Here is a 12,695-nt window from a genome sequence, read left to right as displayed (position 1 = left end):
CGGAACTACATCCGCTCCGGCACCGCAATGCCCAGCATCTTCATGCTTTGCCTGATAGTGCTGGCCGTGAGTGACGCAATCTGCAAACGCAGTTTCCGCTTGCTGTCAGATTCCGCATCTCTTACAGAATAAATGTATTTGCCCTGTTCCTTTTTGGCGTAGAAAGAATTAAAGGTTTGCGCCAGCAAAAAGGCATAGTTGGCAATTACAGAGGGGCTCATTTCACGCTGGGCCTCTTCTATGATGCTGTCAAACTGTTCGCAGAGCATGATCAGCTCTTTTTCCATGGGCAGCAGCGCCTCTTCGTGCATATAATCTGCCAGTGCGGCCAGGTCTGCCGTGGAAAACTCGCGCATGATGGATTTGATGCGCGCGTAGCTGTACTGTATGAAAGGGCCGGTGAAGCCATGCATGTCTATAGACTCTTCCGGGTTGAAGATCATTTTTTTCTTCGGGTCTACTTTCAGGAGGAAGAACTTCATAGCGCCCAGGCCAATGGTTTCATTCAGCTCCCGCAGCTCTTCTTCTGAAAAGCCTTTCACCTTGCCCAGCTCTTCCGTGTTGGCGGCGGCGGTAGCAATCATTTCGTCTACCAGGTCATCCGCATCCACCACGGTGCCTTCGCGGCTTTTCATGCGCCCGTGGGGCAGCTCTACCATGCCGTAGGAAAGATGATAAATACCATCTGCACAAGGCTCCTGCAATTTTTCAAGAATGAGCTTCAGCACCTTGAAGTGATAGTTCTGTTCGTCCGCCACCACGTACACGCTTTGTTCCATGTGGTAATCGTCATACTTGAGGCGGGCGGTGCCCAGGTCTTGCGTCATGTATACGGAGGTGCCGTCTCCGCGCAGCAGCAGCTTTTCGTCCAGCCCGTCTGCGGTGAGGTCTATCCATACGGAGTTATCTTCCTTGCGGAACAGCACGCCTTTGCGCAGGCCTTCCTCTACCAGGTCTTTACCCAGCAGGTAGGTCTGGCTTTCATAGTACATCTTGTCAAAGTCTATGCCCAGGCGGCGGTAGGTTTCGTCAAAGCCTTCGTACACCCAGCTGTTCATGGTCTGCCAAAGGGCCCTTACGTCGGGGTTGCCGGCTTCCCATTGCTGCAGCATGATCTTGGCCTGCTGCATAATTTCCGTGCGGTTGCGGCTTATCTCCTTGATCTCGTCCTTTATTTTCGTGCTTTTCTCTTCGTCTGCCTGTACTTCAGGCTTCTGCAGCGCGTTGTATAGTTTGATGATCCTTTCTTTTTCCGCCCCTTCAAAATCCTTGAACTCACCTTCCAGCACATCTGAAATAATGGGCTCCGCCTGTTCCTTGAGAATGGTCTCAAAGTGCACATAGTAGTCGCCTACCAGGTGGTCTCCCTTGATACCGGTAGTGGCCGGTGTATCTCCATGTGCAAACAGCTGCCATGCCAGCATGGATTTACAGATATGAATGCCGCGGTCGTTCACCAGGTTGGCCTTGATCACTTCAAAACCGTTGGCCTTGAAAATTTCCGCTACCGAGTAGCCAAGGAAGTTATTCCTGAGGTGGCCGAGGTGCAGCGGCTTATTGGTGTTGGGAGAGGAGTACTCTATCATCACCTTGCGACCGTTTGCCGGCTTCTGGCCTATGTGCTGGCTGGCATGCGCCTGCTGTACAAAGCGGACCCAGTATTGGTGGTTTACCTGCAGGTTAAGGAACCCTTTCACCACATTGAAGCCGGTAACCAGTGCTGCATGATTGGCGGTGAGCCAGGCTCCCAGCGCCTGCCCGGTTTCTTCCGGCTTCTGGCGGCTGAACTTTGTAAATGGAAAAACAACGATGGTATATTCTCCCTCAAATTCGGGCTTGGTAGTGTTAACCGCAATGTCCGCAGCAGTGAAAGGCTGTTGGTAAAGGGCCTGTATTGCCGCAGCAGCGGCGTTCTTGATGGCAGAAACTACACTCATACTGGATTGATCTTAGAGGGCAAAGGTAATTTTATTAAGCCTAATTTAACACCCCTTTAAAGGCTGCTCCCGCTATTTTTCGTAAATTTGCACTAGTCATTTATGCCCTTGCCTGTTTTGTTCATGTAATAACCTGATATGATAAAGCCGACCCGTACATTCGAAAAGATGGCCATTTTTGATATGGACAACACCCTGCTGCAGCGCAGTTTTATTCACACTGCCGCCGCCTCGCTGGGTTTTACGGATGCATTGCGGAACATTGTTGCGGCCGGCTACCCGGACGTTGAGCGTACCCAAAAAATTGCCGCCCTGCTCAAAGGCTTCCGCCAGGAGCAGCTGATGGGCGTTGTAGCCTCCATTCCGATAGTGGAAGATGCCGCCGCTGTAGTAGCGGAACTGCACAGGAAAGGATATGTCTGCGGCATTATCAGTGACAGTTACACCTGCATCACCGAATACGTGAAGAACAAACTGAAAATGGATTTCAGCTGCGCCAACGAGCTGGAATTTGAAGATAACATTGCTACCGGTAATGTGCATATCCCCTACAACTTCCGCCGCCTGCAGCACAGCGATTGCCAGCACGACTATTGCAAATGCAATATGATGCGCCACATCAGCAGCCAGTTTGCCATTGATGCGGCAGACGTACTGGCCATCGGGGACGGTGTGAACGATATCTGCATGCTGAGCCGTGCAGGTACCGGCGTGGCTTTCAACGCTACCTGCGCGCAGGTGAATGAAGTGGCAGACGTGATCGTGGATGAGCGCAGCTTCAGGCCGGTACTGGAGTTTGCCTGATACTTACGCCCAAAAAAAAGCAGTGCACCAGGAATGGTACACTGCTCCGGATTTTATAGGTAGATACTATCTTTTTGCCTTCCCGATAATATAATACACGCCAAACTGCGCTACAGAATTTTTGCGGCTGTCTCCGTTGCCGTCAAACACGTCCGTAAGGCCGAAATTATAACGCGCGTTCACACCCAGCCCCATGTCAAACGTATAACCCAGGCCAAAACCGAGTCCAAAGTCCATGCCCTTGTATTCATCTTTCAGGTTGATGCTGTTGCCGTCTTCTTTTGCTTTGGCTGCAACCAGGAAACCGATCTGCGGGCCTGCCTCCAGGTGAAATTCGGGGATCAGGTGGTATTGCAGCATAACGGGCAGGTTGATGTAATTCAGCGCCAGGGTATAATCTCCCAGGAGCGGTACGTTGGGGTCTATTTTGGCGCCCTGGCCGGAATAGACCAGCTCCGGCTGAACGGCCCACTCTTCCGTAAAACGCACTTTTGCAAAAGCCCCCAGGTGAATAGACGCCCGTGCTTTTGACGCGGAAACGTTGGTCAGGTCTGCAATATTGAGGCCTCCCTTCGCTCCAAAGCTTACTTCCTGCGCGGAAGCGGCCCTGCCGAGAGAAAAAAAGGATAAAATCAATAAAGACAATCTTTTTGTCATATGTTAAAGCTTGCCTGCTTCCATTTAACAAATAGTGTGCCGATAAAAAGGCCTCCGCGGTGAGCGGAGGCCTTTGTCATGTTGTCATATCATTGTCAGATACACTAGTAGATGGTGAATTCCACCCTCCGGTTCTTCTGCCTGCCGGCTGCCGTCTTGTTAGAGGCAATGGGCTGGGTTTCACCGTACCCGGTAGCCTCAATACGGCTGGGGTTGGCGCCCTGGGAAACCAGGTAAGCCTTTACGGACTCTGCCCTGTCTTTAGACAGGCGCATGTTGCTGGCATCGTTGCCCACATTGTCTGTATGGCCTGCCAGTTTCAGGCTGAGGTTTTTACGTTTCAGCAGGTCTGCTACCCGGTTAAGTGAGGGGTAGGAGGCCGGTTTGATGTCTGACTTGCCGGTGGCAAATTCCAGGTTCGCAATAGCGTCCCGCACCAGGCGCCGGTCGTCTTCCGTAATAATAACCTGTACGGGGCCGGGTTTGGCGGTATCTGCCTTGGGAAGGGGGCAGCCGGAGCCGTCCACCTTGTCAGTCTTGGGTGTGTTCGGGCATTTGTCGAACAGGTCTGAAACGCCGTCACCGTCACTGTCTGCCTGCAGCTTGTCAACACTGGCGGCCAGTTTGGCGTTGGCTTCCTTCTGGGCGTCCAGCTCCAGCTTCAGCTGGTCTTTCTGGGCCACCAGGTCGTCATACATCACGGCGGGGGCATTATGCCACTGCAGCTGCGGCTTGGCGCGGTTGCCAAGGGCAAACTCGATGCCCACGTGGGCGTAGGAGAACTTGTCTTTCGTAGGCGGGTTGTAGTTATACCCGTCAAAGTTGTCTCCGTCTACATAATGCATGGTGTAGCCGAGGTCAAGGTTGGTGATGTCACTCAGCCTGAACTTGATGCCGGCGCCCACGGGCACATAAAACTCCTTGATGGTGCCGGAAGGCTTGTAGTCCGTGGTAACGCCGCCGGGCGTAGTCACTTCAGGGTTGTACCCGGCCAGCCCGCCGCCCACGGAGAGGTACAGCTGCGCGGCGCCCTGCCGGTGCAGCCAGTTGATGGTGGCTACATTGAACACGGCGTTGAGGCTGCCTGACCATTTGAGGGTGGTCTCGAACGATTCGTACTGCCGGTTGGGGTTGGCGCCGTTGCCCAGCTCACGGCTGTTGTCTCCCTTTACCTTGCCGCCCATAAAGTCTGCACGGAGGCCCAGGAAATGGAGGATTTGCCATTTAACATTGGCGCCGTAGCCATAGTTGAGCTGCCATTTGGTAAAGTCGTTACTGCCGCCGGTGGCAACAACGGGCATTAACACCCCTGCGTTAACGCCAATGGAGAAAGTCCGGAATTGCTGGCTGCCGCCAAACACTTTTCCTGTGGGGGTGGGTTCCGTGGCCTGCGGGGTCTGCGCCAGGCCTGCCAGGGGTAAAACGGTCAACATACTGAAGACCCATTTCATGGTTCTGTTCATATGAATTTGGTTAGGTGTACAGCAAGGAAAACAAATTTTGCGCCACTGTGTTGTAATGGGGAAGACATCTTTTTAATTCTTATACAAGTATATTTGCGCGGAAACTGACATAATTGCATACTGCCATGCCTTGGCATAATCATTGAATACCCATCAAGGTCTGAAACCTTTCAGGCTACACTGTTTCACAAAGGAGAACATTATTATTATGGGAAAGATTATAGGAATTGACTTAGGAACTACCAACTCTTGCGTTGCCGTAATGGAAGGTAACGAACCGGTAGTAATTGCCAACGATGAAGGCCGCCGTACCACGCCTTCCGTTGTTGCTTTTTTAAAGAACGGCGAAAGAAAGGTAGGTGACCCCGCCAAACGCCAGGCTATCACCAACCCGATCAATACCATCATGTCGGTGAAGCGTTTCATGGGCCGCCATTATGACGAAGTATCCAACGAGATCCCCCACTGGAGCTACAAGGTAGCAAAAGGAGATAACAACACTACGCGTATCGATATAGACGGCAGATTGTACACTCCGCAGGAAATTTCTGCCATGATCCTGCAAAAAATGAAAAAAACGGCTGAAGATTACCTGGGCCAGGAAGTATCTGAAGCGGTAATTACCGTGCCTGCTTACTTTAATGACGCCCAGCGCCAGGCCACCAAAGAAGCCGGTGAAATTGCCGGCCTCACGGTACGCCGTATCATCAACGAACCTACCGCTGCTGCACTGGCTTACGGGCTTGATAAAAAGCATGCGGACAGCATCATTGCCGTATTTGACCTTGGCGGTGGTACCTTCGATATCTCCATTCTCGAACTGGGAGACGGCGTGTTCGAAGTGAAATCTACCAACGGCGATACCCACCTGGGTGGTGATGACTTTGACAAGGTGATCATGGACTGGCTGGCCGATGAGTTCAAAAAAGACGAAGCGGTAGACCTGCATAAAGACCCCATGGCATGGCAACGCCTGAAAGAAGCGGCAGAAAAAGCAAAGATCGAGCTGTCTTCTTCCCAGGAAACCGAGATCAACCTGCCCTACATTACGGCGGTAGACGGTGTGCCCAAACACCTGGTGAAAAAGCTGACCCGCTCCAAATTTGAGCAGTTGAGCGATACCCTGGTGGAAAGGACCCTGGAGCCCTGCAGAAAAGCGCTGGCTGACGCAGGCATGGACGTGTCTAAAATTGACGAAGTAATACTGGTGGGCGGTTCTACCCGTATCCCCAAAATACAGGAAGTAGTAGAGAAGTTCTTCGGCAAAAAACCGAACAAGGGCGTGAACCCTGATGAAGTGGTGGCCGTTGGCGCCGCTATCCAGGGTGGGGTACTGACCGGTGAAGTGAAAGACGTGCTGCTGCTTGACGTAACCCCGCTGTCTCTGGGTATTGAAACCATGGGCGGTGTGTTTACCAAGCTGATAGAGTCTAACACCACCATTCCTACCAAAAAGAGCGAAATATTCTCCACTGCGGCAGATAACCAGCCCAGTGTTGAAATACATGTGCTGCAAGGTGAAAGGCCCATGGCAGCCCAAAACAGAACGCTGGGCCGTTTCATCCTGAACGACCTGCCGCCTGCACAGCGTGGCGTGCCGAAAATTGAAGTGGTGTTTGATATTGACGCCAACGGCATCCTGCACGTAACGGCCAAAGACCAGGGCACCGGCAAGTCTCAGAACATCCGCATTGAAGCGGGCAGCGGCCTCAACAAAGACGAGATCGAAAAGATGAAGGCAGAGGCCAAGGCGCACGAAGCGGAAGACAAAGCCGCCCGTGAAAAGGTGGAAAAGATCAACCAGGCAGACAGCCTCGTATTCCAGACTGAAAAACAGCTGAAAGAGTACGGAGACAAGATCCCTGCTGATAAAAAAGCACCGATAGAAACTGCGCTGGAAAAACTGCGCGAAGCACAGAAAACGCAGGACATTGCACAGATAGATGCTGCTGTAAATGAGCTGAACACCGCATGGACGGCTGCTTCAGAAGAAATTTACAAAGCCCAGGCGCAGGGCCAACCCGGCCCCGATGCACAAGCCGGCCAGCAACAAGGCGGCCAGCAAGGGCAGGCAGGAGACACTGTGACAGATGCCGAGTTTGAAGAAGTAAAATAAGTTTGTTTTAGTTGAATAGCTATTGGCCCGGGCACTTGAATGTGTCCGGGCCTTTTTTATTTGAACAGGCTCCTATTTTCTGTTGCTTGTTGTCTGGCCGTAATCAAACACCAGGTGGCAGAAGGCCTTCACGCCGGTATCCAGCATGCTGTCATCAATATAGAAATCAGGGGTGTGATGGCCCGGCGCCTTGCGGGGATCTGCTCCTTTGGGCATGCCGCCCAGGTAAAAGAAAAAAGCCGGCGCTTTGGTGCCGTAAAAAGAAAAATCTTCCGCGCCCGTTACCCAGTTCATGACTGACACATTGTTGGCTCCCGCCGCTTTTTGCAGGGAAGGCAGCATGCGCTGTACCAGCGCAGAGTCATTGAAAGTAACCAGCGTTTTGGTGTCTATGGTCACTTTTACTTCCGCGCCCGCGGCGGCGCCCACCTGCAGGGCTGTACGCCGGATGCGCTGATGCACGTCCTGCTGCATTTTACTGTCAAGGGTGCGGATAGTGCCCTCCAATAGTGCTTCTTCCGGGATGATGTTGTTGCGAACGCCGCTGTGGAACTTGCCTACGGTAATCACTACCGGCGCCTCCACAATATTGGCCTGCCTGCTCACAATGGTTTGCAGGGCGTTAATGATCTGCGTGCCGGCCACAATAGGGTCTACGCTGTTCCAGGGGGCAGAGCCATGGGCCTGTTTGCCCTTGATGGCAATGGTAAACCAGTCGGATGAAGCCATGGCCGCGCCCGGCTTATATTGTATATGCCCCGCTTCAATAGCGGAGCTGATGTGCAGGCCAAATACGGCATCCACTTTGGGATTGTCCATCACCCCTTCCTTTACCATGAGCGGCGCGCCGCCTTCTTCATCACCGGGAGGCCCTTCTTCCGCCGGCTGGAAAATAAACTTCACGGTGCCGGCAATATCTTTTTTCATGCCTGCCAGCACGCTGGCCGTACCCATAAGCATAGCCACATGGCTGTCATGCCCGCAGGCATGCATCACCGGTACCGTTTGCCCCAGGTATTCCGCGGTAACCGTTGATTTGAAAGGCACATCCACTTTTTCCTGCACCGGCAGCGCGTCCATGTCTGCGCGCAGGGCTATTACCGGGCCGGGTTTGCCGCCTTTCAGCAAGCCTACCACACCGGTTTTGGCCACGCCGGTTTGCACGCTGATGCCCAGGGAGCGCAGGTGAGCAGCCACATACTCGGCGGTCTTAAACTCCCGGTTAGACAGTTCAGGGTGTTGATGGAGGTACCTTCGCCATTTGATGACTTCAGGCAGAATAGCGGAGGCCTTCTGGCTGATTTGTGCCTGGAGGTCTTGCGCCTGCAGCGAAAGCGAGAGGCAGGCAAGGGCGAAAGTGGTCAGCAGTTTTTGCATGTTGATGAGGATTCCGGTTGATAAAAAACAGATATTGCATGATTATGCGTGCTCCAGCAAAAAGCCCGCATCTATTTTCAGAATCGTACAGCGCCTTCAAAAAAGGGTGAAATGATCACCATTTATTTAATAATTTTAAGGTAGAACATTGTTCAGGAAATAAGAATAATATTCCATCACTGTGAATAAATAAATGATGGGCCATATGGTCTGGAAATACAGGAGTCCGGGTTAACGCAGGGACTACCTGCGGTTGATTTGAATCGTTCTTTCAAATTACGAATAAAAAAAACACGCACCCACATAACCATAAAAAACTTGTAATTTCCCCGCATGACGCTTTGCTTCTACGTTCAGTTTTCATCTGCCTGGGGAGAACAATTATACCTGTCATACACCTGCGGCCACACCAGCAAAGTGTTACCCATGGCCTACTTCAATGAAACCACGTGGCGCCTGGAAATTGATGTGGAAACGCCTGCAGACTTCCATTACCGTTACATATTGAACGGCCTGGCTGAAAGGCATGCCCGTCAGATTTCCCTGCAGCATCATCCGCGTATCACCGTCCGGGATGTTTGGGTACCGCCGGGGGAGGTGGGCAATACCTGGCTAACGGCGCCGTTCCTGCAACCGGTGCGGGAAGCCGTGCCAACGCAGCAGGGAAATTGCGAATTCAGGGTATGGGCGCCGTTAACACGGGAGCCTTTACAACTTATCGGCAACCTGCCGGAGCTGGGCTGCTGGAACGTGCAGCGGGCTGTTCCGCTACGCCGCAGCGCCGCCGGCTATTTCACGGCCGCCGTACAACTTCCCGAAGGCCGCCACGTAGAATACAAATACCTTCGAGGCCATGAATATGAGCCAGGTGAAAACCGCCGGCTCGTCACTGCCGCACAAACACTGGTGCATGACGGCTTTGCCCGCTTTTCAGAAACCCCGCCCAGGGCCGCCGGGGTAGCTGTGCCCGTGTTTTCCCTCCGTTCGGAAAACAGCTGCGGGGTGGGGGAGTTTAATGACATCGGGCTGCTGGCAGACTGGGCGCTGGCCACCGGTCAGCGCATCATACAATTGCTGCCGGTGAACGACACTACCGTCAATTACAGTTTTACAGATTCATACCCTTACGCGGTGATCTCCGCTTTTGCGCTGCACCCGGTGTATGTGAATATAGAGGCACTGGCGCATGATGCCACAACATTTCCCCTCAGCCAGCTTATTCCTGACCATGCCACCACCCGCGCCCGCCTCAACGCCTCCCCGCTGCTGGATTATGAGGCGGTTATCCGATACAAAATGCAATGCCTGGAAAAACTGTACGCCCATCACACGGCTACTGACGCTTTCCACCGCTGGGTAGAGGAAAACGGCTACTGGCTGGAGCCTTACGCGGCGTTTTGCAGTAAGCGGGACGGCGGCAGGGAAGCGGCTTTTTACCATTTTGTACAATACCATCTGCACCTGCAGCTGGCGGCTGCGGTAGATGATGTGCGCAGCAAGGGTATTGCGCTAAAAGGAGACCTGCCCATTGGCCTCAGCCCGCATAGCGTAGACGTAGCGGCCTTTCCCTCCCTCTTTCACACCGGCCTGCAGGCAGGCGCGCCGCCGGATGACTTTGCGGAGAACGGGCAGAACTGGGGCTTCCCCACGTACAACTGGCCCGCTATGGAGGCAGAGGGTTATGCCTGGTGGCAGCGGCGGCTGCGCCACATGGCCCGTTATTTTTCGGCTTTCCGCATAGATCACATACTGGGTTTTTTCCGCATCTGGCAAATACCCCGCCATGCCATACACGGTATACTGGGTTATTTTGAGCCTGCGCTGCCCTTCTCCAAAAACGAATTGCAGGAATGGGGCATCCCGTTTAGCCGGGAGCGTTATTGCGAGCCCTATATTACAGACATCGTGCTGTATCATATTTTCAGCACCCAGGCCGTTACGGTAAAGGCCATCTGCCTGGAACCTTCGGGCGGCGGGCGTTACCGGCTGCTGCCTCCTTTCCGCACGCAGGCAGCGGTTGTGGAGGCGGGCCTGGCCCCTGATATTACAGAGGGCCTGCTGCGGCTGCTGGGCAATGTATTGCTGATAGAGCCGGAGCCGGGCCGCTTTCACCCGCGCTTCAACCTGCATCTCACCAGCTCTTTTGAAGCGCTGGAAGTAGAAGTGCAGCAGCGGCTGGCCGCGCTGGCGGAACATTTTTTCTATCACCGGCATAATGTATTGTGGGAGCAGGAGGCCATGAAAAAGCTGCCGGTACTGCAGCAAGCCACCAATATGCTGGTATGCGGGGAAGACCTGGGCATGGTGCCGGCCGGTGTGCCGGAGGTGATGCAGCGGCTGGGCATTTTATCGCTCGAAGTGCAGCACATGCCCAGGTATGAAGGCCGCCGCCCGGCGGATGCGCCCTACCTTTCTGTGGTAACGCCCTCCACGCATGATATGCCTACCCTCCGTGCATGGCATGCCGGCCCCGCGGCGGATGTGATAAAAGAACAACTGCAATCCCCGGCCATGTGGTGCATCCCGCAGCTGCAGGACTGGCTGGCGGTAGATGATTCCCTGCCCAGGCTGCCGCCGGAGCAGGAGCGTATCAACAACCCGGCCGTAATGCCCTGGTACTGGCGCTACCGCATGCCGCTTACCCTGGAAGCGCTGTTGGAGGCAGGCGGCCTCAACGCCCGGTTGCGGCAACTGGTGAAGGATAGCGGCCGGTAAGAAATCAACGAATACGATGTATATTTAACCCATGGAGCTGACACTGTATCCCTTCGAACTGAAATTCCGGCATACCTTCACCATTTCCCGGAAAAGCAAGGACGTGCAACCGTTGCTGGTAGCTGAACTGAAGCAGGATGGCTTCAGCGGGTTGGGTGAAACAGCAGATAATGCCTACTACAACATCACCGTGCCGGACCTTGTGAAGGCCATCAATACACACCGTGCATTCATAGAAGCATACCGCCTTGAAACGCCGGAGGCGTTCTGGGAGGCTATGTACCCCCTGCTGGCAGACAATATGTTTGCCCTCTGCGCGCTTGATCTGGCGGCGCATGACCTCTACGCCAAAAAACAGGGTAAAAAACTGTATGAAGTGTGGGGCCTTGACCCGTCTCACAACCCGATGACGGACTACACCATCGGGATAGATACGGTAGAGAACATGGTGAAAAAGCTGCAGGAATTTCCCTGGCCTATCTACAAGATCAAGCTGGGCACTAAAGATGACATTGCCATTATCACCGAACTGCGTAAACACACCAGCGCCACCTTCCGCGTAGATGCCAATTGCGCCTGGGGCGTGGAGGAAACGTTGCGCAACGCCGCCGCCTTCAAAGGGCTGGGTGTAGAATTCATAGAACAGCCCATGCCGGCCGCAGACTGGGAAGGCATGAAAAAAGTATACCAGGAGTCTGTGCTGCCGCTGATCGCAGATGAAAGCTGCATTGTGGAGGCAGACGTGGAGAAATGCCACGGCTATTTCCACGGCATCAACATCAAGCTCACCAAATGCGGCGGCATTACGCCTGCCCGCAGAATGATCATGCAGGCCAAAGCCTTCGGCATGAAGGTGATGACGGGAAGCATGAACGAAAGTACCGTAGGTACGTCCGCGGTAGCGCATCTTTTACCTTACCTTGACTATGTAGACATGGACGGGCCGCTGCTATTGGCGGAAGACGTTGCAGACGGCGTAGAGATCCGCAATGGCGTTATCTATTACGCCAAAGGCAACGGCACCGGCGCGGAGCTGCACAGGGCGTTCTAGTGCCTTGGCTGCTGTTTCATGCCGGAAAAGGTAAACTGCGGTATATCGGGATCATTGTTCACCAGCATGTACCCCCTGATAATGTCCTTATCCACAAAACGGAAGTACGTTTTGTTGTTTAGCAACCATTCATACGGGGCACAGGAAAGATTAAAGGGCTGCTCTCCGTTAAACACCGGCTTCATAATAAAATCGTAATGCTTCTTTTCTGCCAGTATGCCTTTGATGTGGCAGAAGTCGTGGCGGCGCGGGTGGTAACGCGTATCGTTCTCCATCCTCCCGTAGAAGAAAACGCCGTGGGCGCTGTCTATGTGCAGAATGTAACGGAGGGTGCCGGAAGGGCTTTTGAAAGACACCAGGTATTTGCCGATGAGCGCAGCGGTTTTTTGCTGCATAATACCAGGCGTTCGCTGACTGTTAGCTTGCAGGGATATGCCTAGCAGTAATACTGCCAAAAAGGTAACAGTCTGTCGGGTAGAAGAATGGCGGATCATGACGACAGATTTGTTGTACCTTAAATGTACAACGCTTTGCCCATGCGGCCACCTGAATATACAGGGGTGGACGGAACTGGA

The 12,695-nt window shown here is 53.5% G+C and carries 9 protein-coding genes; 4 read left to right on the top strand and 5 right to left on the bottom strand.

Features of this window, described 5'->3' with window-relative positions; all coding sequences use genetic code 11:
• Positions 1-5: 5 nt before the first annotated feature.
• Positions 6-1,937 carry an arginine--tRNA ligase gene (locus tag ABDW36_RS13750; protein ID WP_343702485.1) on the bottom strand — a complete coding sequence of 644 codons (1,932 nt, stop codon included), beginning with the start codon at positions 1,935-1,937 and terminating at the stop codon, positions 6-8.
• A gap of 138 nt (positions 1,938-2,075) precedes the next feature.
• Between ABDW36_RS13750 and ABDW36_RS13745 the strand changes: the two genes are divergently transcribed.
• Positions 2,076-2,741: an HAD family phosphatase gene (locus ABDW36_RS13745; RefSeq protein WP_343702484.1), complete on the top strand. Its 666-nt coding sequence runs from the start codon at positions 2,076-2,078 to the stop codon at positions 2,739-2,741.
• 66 nt (positions 2,742-2,807) lie between these two features.
• On the opposite strand, the gene ABDW36_RS13740 is transcribed toward ABDW36_RS13745, so the two are convergent.
• Together ABDW36_RS13740 and ABDW36_RS13735 are read right to left on the bottom strand one after the other, a co-directional pair.
• Positions 2,808-3,398, bottom strand: a complete 591-nt coding sequence (locus ABDW36_RS13740) for a porin family protein (protein ID WP_343702483.1) — start codon at positions 3,396-3,398, stop codon at positions 2,808-2,810.
• A 104-nt stretch (positions 3,399-3,502) separates the two neighbouring features.
• A complete protein-coding gene (locus tag ABDW36_RS13735; RefSeq protein WP_343702482.1) occupies positions 3,503-4,831 on the bottom strand; it encodes an OmpA family protein in 1,329 nt (442 codons plus the stop codon).
• Positions 4,832-5,069: 238 nt separating this feature from the next.
• On the opposite strand from ABDW36_RS13735, the gene dnaK reads away from it, so the two are divergent.
• The gene (dnaK, locus tag ABDW36_RS13730) at positions 5,070-6,977 is read left to right on the top strand and encodes a molecular chaperone DnaK (RefSeq protein WP_343702481.1); all 1,908 of its coding nucleotides are present in this window, start codon (positions 5,070-5,072) and stop codon (positions 6,975-6,977) included.
• Positions 6,978-7,049: 72 nt separating this feature from the next.
• Here the strand turns inward: dnaK and ABDW36_RS13725 are convergent, their stop codons facing one another.
• Positions 7,050-8,354 (bottom strand): amidohydrolase, encoded by a 1,305-nt coding sequence (locus ABDW36_RS13725; RefSeq protein ID WP_343702480.1) that lies wholly within the window; start codon positions 8,352-8,354, stop codon positions 7,050-7,052.
• Between the two features lie 333 nt (positions 8,355-8,687).
• Here ABDW36_RS13725 and ABDW36_RS13720 point away from each other — a divergent pair, with 333 nt between their 5' ends.
• On the top strand, positions 8,688-11,069 hold the full coding sequence (locus tag ABDW36_RS13720) for a 4-alpha-glucanotransferase (protein WP_343702479.1): 2,382 nt from the start codon (positions 8,688-8,690) through the stop codon (positions 11,067-11,069).
• Between the two features lie 31 nt (positions 11,070-11,100).
• Positions 11,101-12,120, top strand: coding sequence for a dipeptide epimerase (locus ABDW36_RS13715; RefSeq protein ID WP_343702478.1), 1,020 nt, complete (start codon positions 11,101-11,103; stop codon positions 12,118-12,120).
• On the opposite strand, the gene ABDW36_RS13710 is transcribed toward ABDW36_RS13715, so the two are convergent.
• Positions 12,117-12,515 carry a hypothetical protein gene (locus ABDW36_RS13710; RefSeq protein WP_343702477.1) on the bottom strand — a complete coding sequence of 133 codons (399 nt, stop codon included), beginning with the start codon at positions 12,513-12,515 and terminating at the stop codon, positions 12,117-12,119. The two genes, ABDW36_RS13715 and ABDW36_RS13710, sit on opposite strands and share 4 nt — an antisense overlap.
• Positions 12,516-12,695: the final 180 nt, after the last annotated feature.

The sequence above is a fragment of the Chitinophaga sp. genome, assembly GCF_039596455.1.
Classification (GTDB): Bacteria; Bacteroidota; Bacteroidia; order Chitinophagales; family Chitinophagaceae; genus Chitinophaga.
The sequence above is the reverse complement of the archived record's forward strand: the minus strand, read 5'-3'. Positions and strand labels throughout refer to the sequence as shown.